The 17,223-nt window shown below is 47.6% G+C and carries 20 protein-coding genes and 1 other annotated feature (1 of these 21 cut by a window edge); of the genes, 15 read left to right on the forward strand and 5 right to left on the reverse strand.

Annotated elements, in window-relative coordinates; translation table 11 throughout:
• Window positions 1–141 (forward strand) — a binding site (T-box leader) (it extends 84 nt beyond the left edge of the window).
• Window positions 142–289: 148 nt separating this feature from the next.
• From cysK to ACR6HW_RS12835, 3 genes are all read left to right on the forward strand, one after another.
• Window positions 290–1,201 (forward strand): cysteine synthase A, encoded by a 912-nt coding sequence (gene cysK, locus ACR6HW_RS12825; RefSeq protein ID WP_455728121.1) that lies wholly within the window; start codon window positions 290–292, stop codon window positions 1,199–1,201.
• A gap of 19 nt (window positions 1,202–1,220) precedes the next feature.
• Window positions 1,221–1,787, forward strand: coding sequence for a serine O-acetyltransferase EpsC (gene epsC / locus ACR6HW_RS12830; RefSeq protein ID WP_455728122.1), 567 nt, complete (start codon window positions 1,221–1,223; stop codon window positions 1,785–1,787).
• Window positions 1,788–2,021: 234 nt separating this feature from the next.
• Entirely contained in the window at window positions 2,022–2,741 is a 720-nt protein-coding gene (locus ACR6HW_RS12835; RefSeq protein WP_455728123.1) for an ATP-binding protein, read from the forward strand.
• 75 nt (window positions 2,742–2,816) lie between these two features.
• Here the strand turns inward: ACR6HW_RS12835 and ACR6HW_RS12840 are convergent, their stop codons facing one another.
• Complete coding sequence (locus ACR6HW_RS12840) at window positions 2,817–3,347, reverse strand: Holliday junction resolvase RecU (RefSeq protein ID WP_455728124.1); 531 nt, start codon at window positions 3,345–3,347, stop codon at window positions 2,817–2,819.
• 792 nt (window positions 3,348–4,139) lie between these two features.
• On the opposite strand from ACR6HW_RS12840, the gene ACR6HW_RS12845 reads away from it, so the two are divergent.
• The 3 genes from ACR6HW_RS12845 (at window position 4,140) to ACR6HW_RS12855 (ending at window position 7,232) form a co-directional block, all read left to right on the forward strand.
• The gene (locus ACR6HW_RS12845) at window positions 4,140–4,373 is read left to right on the forward strand and encodes a glutaredoxin family protein (RefSeq protein ID WP_455728125.1); all 234 of its coding nucleotides are present in this window, start codon (window positions 4,140–4,142) and stop codon (window positions 4,371–4,373) included.
• Window positions 4,374–4,475: 102 nt separating this feature from the next.
• Window positions 4,476–6,950: an FAD-dependent oxidoreductase gene (locus ACR6HW_RS12850; protein WP_455728126.1), complete on the forward strand. Its 2,475-nt coding sequence runs from the start codon at window positions 4,476–4,478 to the stop codon at window positions 6,948–6,950.
• A 21-nt stretch (window positions 6,951–6,971) separates the two neighbouring features.
• Window positions 6,972–7,232, forward strand: a complete 261-nt coding sequence (locus ACR6HW_RS12855) for a metal-sensitive transcriptional regulator (RefSeq protein WP_455728127.1) — start codon at window positions 6,972–6,974, stop codon at window positions 7,230–7,232.
• Window positions 7,233–7,346: 114 nt separating this feature from the next.
• Here the strand turns inward: ACR6HW_RS12855 and ACR6HW_RS12860 are convergent, their stop codons facing one another.
• Window positions 7,347–7,811: a hypothetical protein gene (locus ACR6HW_RS12860; RefSeq protein ID WP_455728128.1), complete on the reverse strand. Its 465-nt coding sequence runs from the start codon at window positions 7,809–7,811 to the stop codon at window positions 7,347–7,349.
• 93 nt (window positions 7,812–7,904) lie between these two features.
• Between ACR6HW_RS12860 and ACR6HW_RS12865 the strand changes: the two genes are divergently transcribed.
• Genes ACR6HW_RS12865 through ACR6HW_RS12880 form a run of 4 tightly spaced genes read left to right on the forward strand, consistent with a single transcriptional unit; the run spans window position 7,905 to window position 11,840 of the window.
• Window positions 7,905–9,161, forward strand: coding sequence for an efflux RND transporter periplasmic adaptor subunit (locus ACR6HW_RS12865; protein WP_455728129.1), 1,257 nt, complete (start codon window positions 7,905–7,907; stop codon window positions 9,159–9,161).
• Window position 9,162: 1 nt separating this feature from the next.
• Entirely contained in the window at window positions 9,163–9,858 is a 696-nt protein-coding gene (locus ACR6HW_RS12870) for an ABC transporter ATP-binding protein (protein WP_455728130.1), read from the forward strand.
• Window positions 9,855–11,078 carry an ABC transporter permease gene (locus ACR6HW_RS12875; RefSeq protein ID WP_455728131.1) on the forward strand — a complete coding sequence of 408 codons (1,224 nt, stop codon included), beginning with the start codon at window positions 9,855–9,857 and terminating at the stop codon, window positions 11,076–11,078. Before ACR6HW_RS12870 ends, ACR6HW_RS12875 begins: the two co-directional genes overlap by 4 nt.
• A gap of 21 nt (window positions 11,079–11,099) precedes the next feature.
• On the forward strand, window positions 11,100–11,840 hold the full coding sequence (locus ACR6HW_RS12880) for a YIP1 family protein (RefSeq protein WP_455728132.1): 741 nt from the start codon (window positions 11,100–11,102) through the stop codon (window positions 11,838–11,840).
• 68 nt (window positions 11,841–11,908) lie between these two features.
• On the opposite strand, the gene ACR6HW_RS12885 is transcribed toward ACR6HW_RS12880, so the two are convergent.
• Entirely contained in the window at window positions 11,909–12,673 is a 765-nt protein-coding gene (locus tag ACR6HW_RS12885; protein WP_455728133.1) for a hypothetical protein, read from the reverse strand.
• Window positions 12,674–12,870: 197 nt separating this feature from the next.
• Entirely contained in the window at window positions 12,871–14,061 is a 1,191-nt protein-coding gene (locus ACR6HW_RS12890) for an NAD(P)/FAD-dependent oxidoreductase (RefSeq protein WP_455728134.1), read from the reverse strand.
• A 264-nt stretch (window positions 14,062–14,325) separates the two neighbouring features.
• Here ACR6HW_RS12890 and rd point away from each other — a divergent pair, with 264 nt between their 5' ends.
• The 5 genes from rd (at window position 14,326) to rbr (ending at window position 16,532) form a co-directional block, all read left to right on the forward strand.
• Window positions 14,326–14,487 carry a rubredoxin gene (rd, locus tag ACR6HW_RS12895; RefSeq protein ID WP_455730891.1) on the forward strand — a complete coding sequence of 54 codons (162 nt, stop codon included), beginning with the start codon at window positions 14,326–14,328 and terminating at the stop codon, window positions 14,485–14,487.
• A 31-nt stretch (window positions 14,488–14,518) separates the two neighbouring features.
• A complete protein-coding gene (locus tag ACR6HW_RS12900; RefSeq protein WP_455728135.1) occupies window positions 14,519–14,923 on the forward strand; it encodes a Fur family transcriptional regulator in 405 nt (134 codons plus the stop codon).
• Window positions 14,924–14,943: 20 nt separating this feature from the next.
• Window positions 14,944–15,321 (forward strand): desulfoferrodoxin, encoded by a 378-nt coding sequence (locus ACR6HW_RS12905; RefSeq protein WP_455728136.1) that lies wholly within the window; start codon window positions 14,944–14,946, stop codon window positions 15,319–15,321.
• Window positions 15,322–15,391: 70 nt separating this feature from the next.
• Entirely contained in the window at window positions 15,392–15,901 is a 510-nt protein-coding gene (locus ACR6HW_RS12910; RefSeq protein WP_455728137.1) for a ferritin, read from the forward strand.
• A 55-nt stretch (window positions 15,902–15,956) separates the two neighbouring features.
• On the forward strand, window positions 15,957–16,532 hold the full coding sequence (rbr, locus tag ACR6HW_RS12915) for a rubrerythrin (RefSeq protein WP_455728138.1): 576 nt from the start codon (window positions 15,957–15,959) through the stop codon (window positions 16,530–16,532).
• 61 nt (window positions 16,533–16,593) lie between these two features.
• Here rbr and ACR6HW_RS12920 read toward each other — a convergent pair whose 3' ends face one another.
• Window positions 16,594–17,136, reverse strand: coding sequence for an RNase H family protein (locus ACR6HW_RS12920; RefSeq protein ID WP_455728139.1), 543 nt, complete (start codon window positions 17,134–17,136; stop codon window positions 16,594–16,596).
• Between the last annotated feature and the right edge of the window lie 87 nt (window positions 17,137–17,223).

The following is a 17,223-nucleotide window of genomic DNA, read 5'->3' on the forward strand; positions in this document are numbered from 1 at the left end:
GAAGTGCCCTTCGGAGCTATGTACCGAATGTCAAGTAGGCTACATCGGGGTTGCCCGTTACAGCAATAGAGCATGCCAGTGCTCGAAAAGTGGACTTTTTGTCAATGAAGAGTGGAACCGCGGATGATATTCGTCTCTTTGCATCGTTTAAGCATGCAATGGGGCGTTTTTTATTGCTCTAATAACCGTCGATTCATGTTTTAGAGTGTTCTTTAAAGCGTGATGCGAAAACAACCACACAAACTGGCTATCGAGAGACTATTAATTTTGAAAAGCGAGGAGAAAGCGTATGAAATTCGAAAAAGCACTTGATTTGGTTGGTAAAACACCTGTGGTAAAGTTGAACAAAGTAACCGATGCCGATATGGCGGCGGTTTATGTGAAACTCGAAGGGAACAACTTCACCGGCAGCGTAAAGGTAAGACCGGCACTTGGTATGATTGAAGGCGCCGAGAAGGACGGGGACCTCAAGCCGGGGATGACGATTATAGAGCCGACCAGTGGCAACACGGGCATCGCCATTGCCCTAATCGGTAAAATGAAAGGATACCGCGTGGTCATCGTTATGCCGGATACCATGAGCGTTGAAAGACGCAACATCTTAAAGGCATATGGCGCCGAATTGATTTTAACAGACGGCACAAAGGGCATGAGCGGTGCCATTGAAGAGGCGACACGCCTTTCAAAAGAGCCGAACTACTTTATGCCGCAACAGTTTGAGAACCCTTACAACAGCCAAGTACATTACGATACCACGGCGGTTGAAATAATAGAAGACTTTGAGCGCGTCGACGCCTTTGTCGCTTCTGTCGGTACCGGTGGCACCATTACAGGTGTCGGCAAACGTCTGAAGGAAACTTACGACGGCGTTCAAGTGGTTGCCGTAGAGCCGGAAGAATCAAAGGTACTTTCGGGAGAGGGCCCGGGGCCGCACAAGATTCAGGGCATCGGTGCCGGTTTTGTCCCTCGAATCCTCGATACCACAGTTTACGACGCCATTGAAACGGTAACCAGTGAAGAAGCGTTTGTCATGACAAAGCGCCTCTTTGAAGAAGAAGGGCTCTTCGTGGGGATTTCCACAGGTGCTGTCGTCGCAGCGGCGCTTAAAGTGGCCAAAGCTGTCGGCGCCGGCAAGACCTTAGTGACCATTTCACCGGACAATGGTGAAAAATATATTTCAAATAAAGTTTTCGAGTCCTAGAACGAAAGGAGAGCGTGCCATGCGCAGTTACTTGAAACACATTAGAAACAGCGATCCCGCTGCAAAATCGTATCTGGAAGTTCTTTTGTACCCGACGGTATACGCCATGGCGTCTCACCGCATCGCACATGTGCTCTATCGCCACAACTTCTATTTTCTGTCGAGGCTGTTGTCTCAAATGACGCGTTTCTTTACCGGCATTGAGATACATCCCGGCGCCCAAATCGGCAAGCGCTTCTTTATCGACCACGGCATGGGCGTCGTCATCGGCGAAACCACTGTTATCGGCGACGACGTCACCCTGTATCAGGGGGTGACCCTCGGCGGCACCGGTAAAGATACCGGCAAACGGCATCCGACCCTCGGCAACCGCGTGGTGGTCGGCGCAGGTGCCAAAGTCCTCGGACCGATTCACATTGCAGCGGGTTCGAAGATTGGGGCGGCTTCAGTCGTCCTTTCAGACACTAAGACAGAATCTACCGCCGTCGGTATTCCCGCCAAAATCATCGGCGGTCGAGAAGCTTCTGTTATTCCCATTGAATTTCGTAAAGACCACACCGCTGTGTTTAACGACATGGTTATTTAAAACCTTTTTAAAATACGCCTTTAAATAATCACTATACCGCCATTTAGCTGATTAAAAATGCCGCCGTTTCCTCGGGGGCATTTTTTGTTTGTACGCGATGTGCAGAAGGCGTATCAAATGCTGTTCTATAGAAGAAAGATTTAAAAAGTAACATTTGTTACGGACACGATACGGGCGATGGTGTATGATAGACTCAACAAGAAAACAACGGGTGCGAAAATAGGAGGTTCTGAAATGAAGAGAAATGTGATTCAAATTGATGAAGATAAATGTATCGGCTGTGGCCTATGTGCAGGCGCGTGTATGCAAGGGGCTATTGAAATTATCGACGGCAAGGCGAAGTTGGTTAGCGATTCATACTGCGACGGCCTCGGCATGTGTTTGCCGAAATGTCCGGTAGACGCCATTCATATGGTGGAAAAAGAAACAGAGGCATTTGATCAGAGCAGAAAAAACATCAAGGCGCAGGGCGAGACCCTCGGATGCGGTTGTCCGGGAACGGCACAGCAGAAAATAGAGCGCTTGGCGACGCTTCAACCAATGCCGAAAGCAGCGCCGGAGGCAAAACCGACTTTCGAGGGGACAGTGCCATCTGAACTTATGCAATGGCCGGTTCAGCTGAAACTGGTGAGTCCCAATGCACCGTATTTCCAAGGTGCAGACTTGCTCGTGGCCGCCGACTGTACCGCATTTGCTTACGGCGACTTCCACAAGGACTTTATCAAAGGTAAAATCACGGTTATCGGTTGCCCGAAACTCGACGACAACGCCTACAACGTCGAAAAGCTCACGGCTATATTGTCGGCAAACGACATTAAGAGCATTACGGTGGTACGCATGGAAGTGCCGTGCTGTACGGGGATTGTCAGCGCGGTAAAAGAGGCGATGCTAAACGCTAAGTGCATCGTGCCATATCAAGAAGTAACCATTCGCACAAATGGCGAGCGGATGTAAAGGACTATAGACATAAAGAAAACTGTTGTATGCCAGAAACGGGCTGTACAACAGTTTTTTTATGGGATTATTGTATTAGAGGGCCTTGTCTTTCTTCAGCGCAACATAGGTGTTGAGCGCTTCTAAGTAATCAATGGTGCTGCCCCCCCTGGTCTTGGGGATGAGCAGGCGCTCGTCCATCGCTGAATAGGGAATGGACTTTCTTTCATTTTGCGTGTAGTAGCGCTCAAGGGTTTCAAACGGCAACAGAAAGTACGTGTCGTTAAACTTAAAGTGGGTGATGATGAATGCAAGCCCCCCCTGGCGGGTAATATCTTTCATATAGGCCACTTGATGGTCGTGGATGTTTTTAAGAGGCAAGCTCTTCAAATTGGTCTCTTTTGCATCAAAGGCGACAAAGACGCCTTGAATAATGCCAATAAAGTCGACGGTAGATTTCTTTTCAAAAAAACCCTTCACAATATGCCCTTGCTGGTCGATTTCAACCACCTTCACGGGGGTACTTACCTTATCGATTCTGCACAGGCCCAGCTGTCGGTAATAGTCGTGTGTATAATTTAATGTCTCTTCCAGAACGTCGCCTCGAAGACCTCTTTTTCCCCACATAATGGACTCCTTTTTTTGATTAACCCTCATTGTAAAATGATTTCTACAGTTTGTCAAGGTGTGAACAAATGGATAAGTCCTGTGGATTAAATTGTGGATAGTGTGTATAACCGAACTTTTTTTAATTGTAAAATTCTTTAAATAGCCGATTGAACTTAATTTATGTGCCCAATTCGGAATGAAACAAGCACTTTGTTAAGGAATGTTCGAAAAAACCATACGCGAATTTAACAATTCGTTAAAAGCCCTGAATATTAAAAGCTTTTTAAATAACCGCGATAGAGGGTGGAAATGTGGATAATCTGTGAAAAAAGCTGTGAAAAGCGTCTTTTGGAGAATTTTTTGCGAAAAGGGGTTGACACGTTTGGGGAAATACGTTAATATGAACCCAAGATAACCCCTACCCCCTAGGGGGTGGATTTAGAAAGGAGAGTCTCATGATTGTAGAATTGGCTCAAAATGCTTTAGAGCATTTGAAGAAAGATCCGAATCAAGACAAGACATACCGCATTCACGTCGCAGGGTACGGTTGAGGCGGCCCAACATTTGGTATTGTTCGGGACGAACAAAAGGAAAATGATTATTTAGAGACCAAAGAGGGTATTAATGTTTTGGTCGACAAATCTCTGCTGGAACAGTACGGCGGCTTTCGCGTAGAGTACTCGTCGTTTTGGTTGACCAAAGGCTTTTACGTTTCAGCAAAAAATATCGGTTCAAGGTGCTAAATTCGACAAGCACTGTTATACTGTTAAAGTAGACACACAAATTATCATTACAAATGGAGGAAAACAAATGTCTAAGAATGTAGTTGTATTTTCAAGCAATTCATGTGGTTACTGTACAATGGCGAAAGAATACCTCAATGAAAAAGGTATCGAGTTTACAGAGCGCAACGTGTCAACAGATGTGGAAGCGAGAAAAGAATTAATGGCAAAAGGCTTTATGGGCGTTCCCGTTATCTATGTCGGTGAAGAAATCATCCAAGGTTTTGACAAAGCAAAATTAGAAGAATTGCTCGGACTATAAGAAGGGGAGGACCTCTGAGGTCCCCTGAGCAGGATTAAGCCCCTTCTGGGGCTTAATTTGTTGCCTTATAAGTAAAAAATATCTAAAAATGGAGGTAAAAGTATGAGTCGAAAAATTTTAATTGTCGGCGGTGTAGCCGGAGGTGCGAGTACAGCGGCACGTCTTAGAAGAATGGATGAAAACGCTGAAATTGTCATGTTTGAGAAAGGGCCCTATATCTCATTCGCCAACTGTGGTTTGCCTTACTACATAGGCGGCACCATAGAAGAACGCGATGCGTTGTTGCTTCAGACGCCGGAGGCGATGCACGCGCGTTTTAACATCGACGTGCGCGTTGAAAACGAAGTGCTGTCAGTGGATGCTGAAAAGAAAACTGTGACAGTAAAAGACCATCGAGCGAATAGAACTTATGAAGAAACGTACGACAAACTCGTCCTCTCGCCGGGCTCTACGCCACTGAAGCCACCGATTAAAGGCATCGACGCACCCAATATTTTTACCCTCTGGAATGTACCTGACGTGGACCGCATTAAAGCGTCTATCAACGATTTGAAGCCCAAGCGTGCAGCGGTTATTGGCGGCGGTTTTATCGGTCTCGAAATGGCGGAGAATCTCCACGACTTAGGCATTGAAGTGGCCATAGTGGAAATGGCCGATCAAGTGATGGCACCGCTCGATTTTGATATGGCGCAAATTGTTCACAAGCACTTGAGGCAGAAGGGCGTCGATCTCAGGTTGTCCGACGGCGTCGACTACTTCGATTACAGCGACGGCGTGACGCGCGTTCACTTGAAAAGTGGTGCCGTTGTAGAGGCGGACTTGGTGATGCTGTCCATTGGTATCCGTCCGCAAACGGAACTGGCCAAAACAGCGGGGCTCGAAATGAATAAGCGCGGCGGCATTGTCGTCAACGACAAACTCGAGACTTCCGTTCCCGACATTTACGCCATAGGAGATGCCATTGAAGTGGTGGACTTTATCACCGGTGAACAGACGATGATTCCGCTAGCGGGACCTGCTAACAAACAGGGGCGTATTTGCGCCGACCAGCTTGCAGGGGTTGACAGCCGCTACAACGGGACACAGGGTACTTCCGTGGCCAAGGTCTTCGATTTGACGGTTTCAAGTACCGGCATTAACGAAAAGGGGTTGAACCGCGACGGTAAAGTTTATGGGCGCGACTACCAGACGCTCATTATTCATCCGAATGATCACGCCGGTTATTATCCGGGGGCGCTGCCAATGTCGCTTAAACTCATCTTTGACAACGACGGCCGAGTGCTAGGGGCTCAAAATGTCGGTTACGAAGGCGTTGAAAAGCGCATCGACATCATCGCCACGGCTATTCGCTACAAGGGCACTGTCTATGACTTGACGGCACTTGAACTGGCTTATGCGCCACCTTACGCATCGGCGAAGGACCCGGTGAATATGGCGGGCTTTGTGGCAGAGAATATCTTAAAGGGTGTCGACAAGCCGTTTCAATGGCATGAGTTTGAAACACTGGAAGAAGACGCAATCGTCTTAGACGTCAGAGAGCCTATTGAACGGGATATGGGCGCTATAAAGGACTCTGTCAACATACCAATTGATCAGTTGAGAGGGCGTTTAGACGAGCTCGACCGCTCCAAGAAAATTGTCGTTTATTGTGCGGTGGGCATCAGAGGTCACGCCGCTTCGAGAATTCTACTTCAAAACGGCTTTGAAAACGTGTATAATCTTATAGGAGGTTACGCGACGTATGCGGTGACGTTGTGTCAAGATGATACGACGCCGTGCGGCGGCATAGCCCTCGACGAAGAAATGCATGTAACGGAGTTCGGCGATATAGAAAATTTGCCGAAGGCCGATGGGCGCACCGTTAAGGTCAATGCCTGTGGTCTTCAGTGTCCCGGCCCGATTATGCAGGTGAGCAAAGCACTTGAAGAAATGGAAGTGGGCGATGTCCTCGAAATTAAAGCCACCGACCCCGGCTTTATGAACGATATCGGCGTCTGGTGTGACAAGACGGGCAACACGCTCCTCGAATCGTATAAGGAAGACAAAGCGTTTTTCGCCCGTGTGCGAAAGGGCGCAAAAAAAAAGCCTAGCGGCATGGCGCCTGTAAAGGACGATAAGACCATGGTGGTCTTCAGCGGCGAGCTCGACAAGGCTATTGCGTCACTTATTATCGCCAATGGTGCGGCGAGCATGGGCAAAAAGGTGACGATGTTCTATACGTTCTGGGGCCTCAACATCTTGAGAAAGCCTGAAAAGGTCAAAGTCAAAAAAGACTTTATCGGTCGCATGTTCAGCGGCATGCTCCCGAGGGGAACGAAAAAGCTGGGGCTCTCTAAGATGAATATGTTCGGCATGGGCCCTAAAATGATTCGCATGGTTATGAAAAAGCACAATGTGGACTCGCTTGAAACACTGCTTCAAACGGCGATAGACAACGGTGTCGAAATGGTTGCCTGCAACATGTCCATGGACTTAATGGGCATCAAAGCAGAGGAACTTATCGATGGCGTCACTTTCGGCGGCGTGGCTTCTATGCTCGGGGCTTCAGAGGATTCCAATATGAGTTTGTTTATTTAATAGAGAAGTAGGAGGCGTTTAGTGGCAGAACAAGAATCTAAAAAGAAAGTGATCAATCGTTTGAGAACGATCAAGGGACATATTCAAGGTATCGAGAATATGGTTGAAAGTGGAAAGGGTTGTAATGAAATTTTAATTCAGATCGCTGCCATTAAGCAATCCATTCACAAAGTGGGCCTCGTGATTATGGAGGAACAGGCGTCGCAGTGTCTTTCAGATGAGAATATGGACAAGGACAAAATTGAAGAGCTCATTCGCTTGATGTTCAACTACACGAAATAAGACCATTGTAAGTTGTACGGTTGCACCTTGAGGTGCAACCGTACTTTTTTCATTTTTTGAGGGACGGTTCTTTTGTGCCGTCTCACGGTGGCTGTCCACTGCCTAAGTGTTGCACTAGGCAGATTCTAAGGGGATGGCGTGTCGCGTCGCACAGGCGCAGGCATGCATTTGCCCCATTGCAGTATCGGGAACTGAACGCCGGCAGCACTTTGTGAGAAAAAAGCGGACTGCCGGCAATTGCACCGGTTGTGTGCGCTCTAAACTGTAAAATATTAGTGGATTCCGGCACAAAAGAACCGTCCCTCTAGCACAGCGCGACAAAGGGGACGGTTCTTTTGTGCCGGTGTACGGTGGCTGTTCACTGCCTAAGTGCTGCAATAGGCAGGTTCTAAGGGGGCGGCGTGTCGCGTCACACAGGCGCAGGCATGCATTTGCCCCATTGCGGTATCGGGAACTGAGCATCGGCAGCACTTTGTGAGAAAGGAGCGGACTGCCGGTAATTGCACCGGTTGTGTGCACTCGAAACTGTAAAATATTAGTGGATTCCGGCACAAAAGAACCGTCCCCCCTTGGTGGCATGTACTTTTTTAATGATTTTTTAATGGATGATTTACCCCATTTTACGAAATAATCGTGTAAAATAAAATTAACTTATATATAAAGGAGTTACTTATGAGCAAAAAGAAAAAAGTGGGCATCGCAATGGGGATTATCGGCGCGGTAATTGTCTTTGTTGTCGTGGCACTTGCCAGACAAGGACAAAATGCAGGCGCTGCCGATAAAGCGGAAACATACTACGTTCAAACAGGCACTGTAGAAAAAGAGCCGATAGAATCAGTTATCTACACAAAAGGCGACGTCGTTGCAGAGGCGTCTGTTGCCATTGTACCCGAAGTGCCGGGAACGGTTGAAACCGTCTTTGTCAGCGTTGGCGACGCTGTAAAAAAAGGCGATCCAATACTGAAGCTCGAGACGGCGACCATTGAAAAGAGCATTCGCGACGCCAAGTTACAACTGGACATCGCGCAGACCAACTACTCGAACAGTGTGAGCCTCTCCAGTCAAGAGAACAGTGCACAGGCCAACCGTCAGGCGTCTTCAGTGAGAAACGCGAAACTCGTTTATGAAAACGCACTGAAATCGTATGAAGAAGCCAGCGCCTTGTTCGAAGCCGGTATCATCAGTGCAAAAGAAAAAGACGCGGCAAAATTATCTTACGACCAAGCGTACAACGCTTATGTCGATGCACAGAACGATCAAACCGTGAAAACAGACACCGTAAAGGTCAATGCGCTTCAACTGGAATCGACGCGCAATGCGTACAACGACCTGGTCGCAGAGAAAGAAAAGTACACGTTGAGAGCGCCGATAGACGGCGTTGTGACGACACTCGATGTGGCCGCATACGATACGGTTATGCAAACTTCTCAGGCGGCCACTGTGGAAACGGTGTCGGACTTGAAAATAAAAACCTACATCGGCGAATACGATATTGCCAGCATTGCAGTGGGCATGCCGGTTAGAATCACGGGGAACGCCGTTGGCGACGAGGTCTATGATGGCGAAATTTCAGAAGTGGGCGCTTCGGCAGTGGTACAAGGACAGGAACGCAGTGTACCGGTTACCGTTAAACTCTCCGGTGAGACGGCGTTTAAACCCAACTTCACAGCAGATCTTGAAATCGTGTTCGCCCGTTCAGAAGAGGCGCTGACCATTCCCTATGAAGCGTGGGCTAAGCGCGACGGGAAAGATTATGTCTACACCGTTAAGGACGGCAAAGCCGTACAGAACGAAGTGACCGTCGGCGTCATCGGCGACATTCGAATCGAAGTCATCGGCGAGGGCATCGACGCAGACAGCGTGCTCATCTTAAAGCCTCAAGCGACCCTTGAAGACGGAAGTCCGGTGAAAGTCATCGGAGGTGAATAAGATGATTCACATTTCTAAATTGTGGAAGGTGTACGACACCGGCGCCGTTAAAGTCAAAGCGCTGAAGAATGTCAGCCTCTCCATAGAAAAGGGGGACTTCGTCGCCATTATCGGTGCGTCGGGGTCTGGGAAATCCACATTGATGAACATCCTCGGCTGCCTCGACAAGCCCACGGCGGGCTCTTATGTGCTGGATGGCATTAAAACGGACGAAATGAATCCGGAGGCACTCGCAGAAGTGCGGAACGTCAAAATCGGCTTCGTCTTTCAATCGTTTAACCTCATCCCCAGGACGAGTGCGCTTCAAAATGTGGAACTCCCTATGATTTATGCGCGAGCGGGCAGAAGGGCGCGACTAGAGAAAGCACAATCGGCATTGGAACGGGTCGGTCTCGCAGACCGAATGGACCACAAGCCCAACGAGTTGTCCGGCGGTCAAAAACAGCGTGTGGCCATAGCGCGGGCGTTGGTTAATTCGCCGTCGATTATACTTGCCGACGAACCGACGGGTAATCTCGATTCCCATTCTACGGAAGAGATTATGGGGGTTTTTCAAGGGCTCAACGCCGAGGGCGTCACCATTGTCCTGGTAACCCATGAGTCGGACATCGCCGCTCAGGCAAAGCGCGTCATCACTTTTAGGGACGGTGAAATCATCAGCGATGTGCGAAACGACGGCAAGGAGGCGACACAATGAATTTTATAGAAAGTGTGCGCATTTCGCTAAATGCCATTCGCGTCAACAAGATGCGCTCCCTGCTCACGATGCTGGGCATTATCATCGGCATTGCGTCGGTGATTGCAGTGTTTGCCATAGGCAATGGCGGTGAGTCTGCTATTAACAGTGAGTTCGAGGCATTTGGCGTCAACCGCATTATGTTGATGACCAACTGGGAGGAGGAGACGACGCAGCGCGATATGATGACTTTGGACGATGTCGATGCCATCGGTCGCGTCTTTTCAGACGATATTCTGGCGATTTCGCCTTCCTATACTGAAAGCATGATGCTGATTCAAAAAACGCAAAAGAAAAACGACAAGGGCACCTCTGTCAGCGTGACCGGGGTCAGCCATCAGTACATCGATATACAGAAAATCGACTTGCTCAACGGGCGCTTCCTTTTAGAAAGCGATTACGCGGGGATGCGCAATGTCGTGATTATTCCGGATACCTTTGCAAAGGACGTCTTTGGCAAGACCGATGTGCTCGGCGAGAAGATTGCCCTGAAATACCGCAACCAAAATGTGGTGTTCACTATTGTAGGCGTTGAAAAAACCGAGAGCGAAGGTCTTTTGTCGAGTTTCGTTCAAACGGTGACGGTCTACGTGCCCTTTACGACGCTCTCCAAAATCAACGGCATGGGCAATGAGGTTTCAATGATTGAAATCAACACCACTTATGAAGCTGACAAAAAAGCGCTTGAGTCAGATGTCAAGGCACTGCTGTCACAGCGGCACCGAAACGAACCGGAAAAATACAGTTTGTTCAGTGCACAAAGTCAGATGGAAGTCATCAATACCGTTACCGGTGTCGTCACGGGCGTTATCAGCGCCGTCGCCGCCATCTCCCTTTTGGTTGGGGGCATCGGCGTCATGAACATCATGCTCGTTTCCGTCACAGAGAGAACGCGGGAAATCGGCATCCGAAAAGCGCTGGGGGCTCGGCGCAAAGACATCTTAACACAGTTTTTAGTGGAGTCCGTTATCATCTCCCTGATTGGCGGAATCGTTGGGACGGCAATCGGCGCCGGTGTCGCAGCACTTGTGGCGTCTAGGCTGAACTTGCCGCCGACAGTGCCGATGGATGCCGTGTTGTTGGCGTGGGCCTTTTCAGCAGGCGTCGGTATCTTTTTCGGACTCTATCCGGCAAACAAGGCGGCAAAACTCGATCCAATTGAAGCCTTGCGATATGAATAACACACAAATGAGGAGGAAATCATGTCTGATCCAATGTTTAACGAAGAAGAATTGATTTTTGAAGAAACCGATTTCTTAAAGAACCAGAAACCCCAACTCAACGTCTTTCAAAGGTTTTTAAACGTGTTTATCGCACCATCTAAAACTTTTAAGGACGTCGATGTGGCACCGAGGATTTTGGTGCCGATGTTGATTGTCTTTGTTCTCTTTCTCGGCATTAGCGCCATGAATTGGGATGCTTTAGTGGCTATGCAGGAAGAAGCCCTCGCGAGTTCCCTGCTCCAAACCACTGGTGAAGTGCCCACAGAGAGTCTCTCCCTATTTGTGACGATTACTTCCGTAGTGGGCTTGGTCGTCGGCGCGGGTTTTATCCTCATTTCAATTGTCATTAAGTCCGCCTTTGTGCGCGGAATTGCGACATTTATGAACGGAGAGGGCCAGTTTAAGCGCATTTTCAGCGCCTTGTTGTATGCGTATGGCATCGTCCTCGCAGGTATGTTGCTGAGACAGATACTTGTCATGGCACTTGGCCTCGACAGTTTGAGCTTCTCGCTGGGGATGCTTTTACCGGCGGATTCAAACGGTGTCCTGGTGGCGGTACTCAATGCGTTTGAGTTTTTCACGTTGTGGTACTTGTTTGTATCAGCAGTAGCGATTAAAATTATCGAGCGCATTTCTTTTAAAAAGGCGCTTGTGTGTTCGGTGATACCGTTTGCCGTCAATGTGATGATTTCTATAGTCATCAGTCAGTCGGTGGTATAAGGTAAAAAACATAAAAAAGTCGAGTCCCTCGAGGGGGCTCGACTTTTTTGCGTGGCCGTTTTCAGATTTTAATTGGAAAACGGCCTCAGCTGGAACGGTATGTTGGTTAATAGAGGCGCTTTTTTATCTGGCGCATCTTTAGATGGGACGACGGCATACAGCACATCAAAAGAGAGGCGCTCAATTTGATTGCGGCGAAGGGCCTCGTCATCGGCCTTGACTTTGTGGCGATAGGTACTGTCGTCAAAGGTCAACGCGTTGGTTTTTAGATAGCCTTCCGCCTGTAGGCTTTGGGGGAGATTCACTTGAATCTTAGGTTGATTCAAGGCGCCGTTAAAGTTTAGACCCATCACTTCATAGGTCATGTCTTCAAGTAAGCTATGTTTTTCACCGATGGTGTAACCGCCTATGGTGTAGTCCGACTGTTCGAAACTGTAGTCGCCCGTGTATAGAAACCGCTCCTCTTCATGTTGGGTGACTTTAATCTTGTTAAAGGCTTTTACGTACTCGTGAAGTACTAAGCGCACGTGGTCCTCTTTAACAGCGATGACTTCAAAGTTGACGGACAGGCGGGTATCGTCGTGGTACAGCGCCACATCGTCAAAGGTGTACTGAGAAATGTCTTCCGGAAAAAAGAGTTCGACTTCCTTTGCACTGTCTTTTAAGAAATACAGGTAGTTGACCTCGTGCGCCGCATAGTTTTTAAACAGACTGTTTGAATCGGCGTCGTAGTAGGGAGACACGGCGGCCTTTTTTGAAGGCAGAATGAAAACCATTAGGCAAATAAGGGCAAGTGCGATTGTTTTTGCGACGCTGTTTTTCTGAGTGTCCAAGTTCAAACCTCACTTTCGTTTAGATGATTTTACAAGTTGTGGGAATCATATTTATCCTTATGTTAGGCTCAAAGCCTATATTTGTCAAGTTTTGCGAAAGGCATCTGAAATGGAGACGTCTTAGCTCTCAGGTTGCAGCATAAAAAGCCACTGGATGTTCTCCAGTGGCTTAACGGTTGAAAGTGAGGTGGATGAGCTTAACGCTTGCCTTCTAAAATGGCGGCGTTAAAAGCTTCGCGCGTTGTTTCAGTGGCGAGGGCTTTCTTCAGATAACCGGATTTTGAGATGTCGCCGATGAGAATACCGCCGACGAGTCGATTGTCTATGAAGAAGAATTTCTCCAGTGTGTCCAATGTCACCGACTTATGGACATCATAGGTTTTAGAGGGATCGTTGCCCACATCGCCAATAGAAAAGAGGCGCAGGTTCATGCCGTGGTACAAGTGAAACGGTGTAATCGGATCGTAGGCCACGGATTTTCCAACGGCGCTCAGACCGGCGACTTTGCCCTGGGCGCTGGCTTCAGGCCAGATGGCGTAGTTGATGCCGTGGTGTTCGGCGCAATCGCCTGCTGCGTACACATCCGGAAGCGACGTGCGCATGTAATCGTCTACGATGACGCCGCGCGAGACTTCTGCGCCTGCTTCGCCGAGCAGCTTGGTGTCTGCGCGTACCCCTACAGAGAAGTAGACGAGGTCGGCGGGGAGAGTGGTGCCGCTGGAGAGGGCGACGCCCTTTGCTGAAAACTCGCCTTCAATGGCAGTGGTCTGAACCCCTGTGTGGAGATTCATGCCGGTTTTCTCCACAGCTTTCTGGAAAAAAGCCGAGCTCTCTTCATCGAGTTGTCTCGGTAAGAGGCGATCCATCATTTCCACGACGTCCACCGAGTGGCCGAGCTTTTTGAGTTGCCAGCCGAGTTCGAGGCCCAGTAAGCCGCCGCCGATGACGACGACGTCTTGGGTACCGTCTGTCGCCGCTTTAATGTGTTCGGCATCTTCTAATGTGCGGAGGCTGCCGACGCCTCTCAGGGTATAGCCCGGTAACGGCGGCACAAAATTGTAGCTGCCGGTTGTGACGATAAGTTTGTCGTATGGGAGACGCGTACCGGAATCGAGCACGACCGTTTTCTCCTGAGAATCAATGGCATCCACCGCCGAGTTTGTGAGTGTCGTCACATTGTTTTCGCGGTACCATTCAATGGGCTTTATAAAAAAACGCTGAGGCAACGTTTCTAAGCTGATGTATTCCGACAACATCGGTCGGTAGTACACGGGCGTTTTTTCTTTGGTGACAACTGTGATGTCGCAAGGTTCCTTTGATGCGATAATAGCTTCAAGTGCTGAGTGTCCAGCAGCTCCATTCCCTATAATGACAATTTTTTTAAACATGTAAGAACCACCTTTCTAATAGTAGCCTGTTGTGATACAATAAATTTATACCAAATTTTTATACGTTAACGCATCTTTGATAAAAAAATGTTTAACAAATATAAGGGTTTGGGTATATAAATTATCGGTTGAACCGTTAGCGTTTTTAAGAGAAAAGGTTAAAGCGTTGACAAGTTCACGCAAACGTGTTAATATCAATTTGTAATCATTACAAATTGAAAATGATGTTGCGCATGCAACAAATATCTTATAAAAGGAGAATTTATTATGAAGTATGAATGTGTAGCATGTGGTTATGTGTACGATCCAGAAATCGGCGATCCAGACAGCGGTATTGCACCGGGTACAGCATTTGAAGATATTCCTGAAGATTGGGTTTGCCCTCTTTGCGGCGTAGGCAAAGACATGTTCGAACCGATGGCATAACATTAGATTTTGAAAGCTAGTAGGTGAAGAGATGCAGGAAAATTTTGTTGGCGATTTTTTAAAGTCAAACGGTATTAAGCCGTCTTTCCAAAGAATCAAAATTTATGAATACTTGATGGATAACAGAGAACATCCAACAGTGGAAACGATTTACAATGCGTTAAACGGTCAGATCCCAACGCTTTCAAAAACAACTGTTTACAACACGCTTAAAGTATTCATCGACAAAGGCATCGCCATGGCGATTACCATTGACGACAATGAGGTAAGGTTTGATGCCGATGTCGGTGTGCACGGTCACTTTAAGTGTGAAAAGTGTCATAGAATTTTTGATTTTAAAGTGAACTTAGATGCTGACGTACGCGAAGAGCTCGACGGGTTCGAAGTGCTGGACCAGCAGATGTTTTTTTATGGAATCTGTAAGGACTGTAAATAAAACGACAAGGGGGTACTCAAGTGAAAAGATTAGATGTTTACAAATGCGAGAAATGTGGCATTATCGTAGAAGTTTTACAAACAGGCGCAGGCACATTGGTATGCTGTGGTGAAAACATGGTGAAGCTCGATGAGAAATCAGCGGATTCTACAGTTGAAAAACACGTACCTATGGTTGAGGCAGTAGATGGCGGCTACAAAGTGACTGTCGGCTCAACACTTCATCCGATGAAAGACGAGCACTACATCCAATGGATTGAACTCGTTACGGAAAGTGAAACGCTGATTGCATTCTTAAAGCCTGGCGATGAACCTGTTGCGACATTTAAAACGGATTCTAAAGCTGTATTGGCAAGAGAATACTGTAATTTACACGGACTTTGGAAAAACGAAATGTAAGCCTAATACCTCTCAACACGAGAGGTATTTATTTGATAAGCACGTTACTTTGTAAAAGGAGGTTGCAGAAATGATTCATGTAAGATTAGAAGAAGCGATTAACAAGCAAATCAACGCAGAGTACTATTCGGCGTATTTATACCTTTCAATGTCGGCGTATTTTGAAGAGCAAAATCTTCCGGGTTTTGCAAACTGGATGCGCGTACAGTTTGAAGAAGAGCAATTCCACGCAAAACTCCTCTTTGACTACTTGGTAGAAAGAGGCGGACGCGTTAAGCTCGAGGCAATTGAACAACCAAGAATCGAGTGGGACACAATTATCGAAGTATTTGAAGAGACGTTGGAGCACGAAAGACATGTGACCAAGCTTCTCAACGACGTTGCTGAAATTGCAGAGCAGGAGAAGGACAGAGCGTCTCAAAACAAACTCAACTGGTTTATCGATGAGCAAGTTGAGGAAGAGAGTACAGCGGAAGGCATTCTCAATCAGTTGAAACTCATTGGCGGTGAGGGACACGGAATGCTTATGCTCGACAGAGAATTTGCGGGCCGTACTTTTGCACCTCCTACAAATGTCTAGACATTTGTAGGGCGTGTACAGTTTATAAAATCAAGTTCACACAGGAGGTATTGAAATGGCGAGTATTAAAGGAACTAAGACAGAACAAAACTTGTTAAAGGCGTTTGCCGGCGAATCACAAGCGAGAAACCGTTACCAATTGTTTGCAAAGCAAGCTGAAAAAGAAGGGTACAGACAAATCGCAGATTTCTTCATGGAAACAGCTGACAACGAGCGCGTTCACGCGGCGAGATTCTTCAGCTTCTTAGAAGGTGGCGACCTCGAAATTACAGCGACTTATCCTGCCGGAAAAGTGGGTACGACACTTGAAAACTTAAAAGCAGCGGCAATGGGCGAAAACGAAGAGTGGTCAGAACTCTATCCTGAGTTTGCTCGAATCGCAAAAGAAGAAGGCTTCCCAAAAGTAGCCATCGCTTTTGAAATGATTGCTAAAGCTGAAGTTGAGCACGAAGTGCGTTACAACAAGTTAGCTGAAAACATCGAAAAAGAACGCGTTTTCAAAAGAGAAGAAACCGTGCGCTGGAAATGTAACAAGTGTGGTTATGTGCACGAAGGCAGCGATGCGCCTGAAGTTTGCCCATCTTGCTTACACGGCAAAGAGCACTTTGAGTTAAAAGAAGCCAACTACTAGGTTACAAATACAAAGCAGGCCATTCGGCCTGCTTTTCTTTATAGGTAGCGTTAGACGGTGCCTACTTAAAAGGCGCCATCCCTTCGTTGGCCAGCGCGTCTGCGCGGTGATTTAAAAGGACAATTTCTTCAAAGAAATCGCGGGTGACGCCAAGTGCATTGTCTTTGTTGAATTTAGCGTACCACTTGTCGACATCTGACGGCTTGTTTAAATCGAGATGCCCTTTTATTTTATAAAAGTTCACGCGGTGGAACCCCTCGACTTTTGATAGGAGCAGTTGCCAGAGTGCCTTGTTTTCGACGGGCTCTTTTTTAGAGTTTATCCAGCCGTTCTTCTGCCATTTCACATACCAGCCCTGCTTAAAGCAATTGACGACATAGGCGCTGTCGGAAAAAATGGACACTTCGAGGTCAGGGCTTTTGAGGGCGTCTAGAGCCTCTATAACCGCAGTGAGCTCCATAATGTTATTGGTGGTCGACGGCGCGCCGCCGCAGAGTTCTTTGGTGTTTGTGCCGTATTTTAAAACGGCGCCCCAGCCACCGGCACTGTTGCCGTTGCCGTTTCCCGAACAGGCGCCATCGCAAACAATGGTTATTTTTTTCATAAGTCACCTCTTTCGTTCTCTATTATAGCATATGAACACAGATAGATTCTTGTAAAAACCGCCTTAAAATGAGATAATATAAAATAA

The sequence above is a fragment of the Fusibacter sp. JL298sf-3 genome (assembly GCF_053842995.1).

Coding starts and splice junctions, on each gene's coding strand:
- cysK (WP_455728121.1), top strand. CDS start 290: ATGAAATTCGAAAAAGCACTTGATTTGGTTGGTAAAACACCTGTGGTA.
- epsC (WP_455728122.1), top strand. CDS start 1,221: ATGCGCAGTTACTTGAAACACATTAGAAACAGCGATCCCGCTGCAAAA.
- ACR6HW_RS12835 (WP_455728123.1), top strand. CDS start 2,022: ATGAAGAGAAATGTGATTCAAATTGATGAAGATAAATGTATCGGCTGT.
- ACR6HW_RS12840 (WP_455728124.1), bottom strand. CDS start 3,347: ATGTGGGGAAAAAGAGGTCTTCGAGGCGACGTTCTGGAAGAGACATTA.
- ACR6HW_RS12845 (WP_455728125.1), top strand. CDS start 4,140: ATGTCTAAGAATGTAGTTGTATTTTCAAGCAATTCATGTGGTTACTGT.
- ACR6HW_RS12850 (WP_455728126.1), top strand. CDS start 4,476: ATGAGTCGAAAAATTTTAATTGTCGGCGGTGTAGCCGGAGGTGCGAGT.
- ACR6HW_RS12860 (WP_455728128.1), bottom strand. CDS start 7,811: ATGCCACCAAGGGGGGACGGTTCTTTTGTGCCGGAATCCACTAATATT.
- ACR6HW_RS12865 (WP_455728129.1), top strand. CDS start 7,905: ATGAGCAAAAAGAAAAAAGTGGGCATCGCAATGGGGATTATCGGCGCG.
- ACR6HW_RS12870 (WP_455728130.1), top strand. CDS start 9,163: ATGATTCACATTTCTAAATTGTGGAAGGTGTACGACACCGGCGCCGTT.
- ACR6HW_RS12875 (WP_455728131.1), top strand. CDS start 9,855: ATGAATTTTATAGAAAGTGTGCGCATTTCGCTAAATGCCATTCGCGTC.
- ACR6HW_RS12880 (WP_455728132.1), top strand. CDS start 11,100: ATGTCTGATCCAATGTTTAACGAAGAAGAATTGATTTTTGAAGAAACC.
- ACR6HW_RS12890 (WP_455728134.1), bottom strand. CDS start 14,061: ATGTTTAAAAAAATTGTCATTATAGGGAATGGAGCTGCTGGACACTCA.
- ACR6HW_RS12900 (WP_455728135.1), top strand. CDS start 14,519: ATGCAGGAAAATTTTGTTGGCGATTTTTTAAAGTCAAACGGTATTAAG.
- ACR6HW_RS12910 (WP_455728137.1), top strand. CDS start 15,392: ATGATTCATGTAAGATTAGAAGAAGCGATTAACAAGCAAATCAACGCA.
- rbr (WP_455728138.1), top strand. CDS start 15,957: ATGGCGAGTATTAAAGGAACTAAGACAGAACAAAACTTGTTAAAGGCG.
- ACR6HW_RS12920 (WP_455728139.1), bottom strand. CDS start 17,136: ATGAAAAAAATAACCATTGTTTGCGATGGCGCCTGTTCGGGAAACGGC.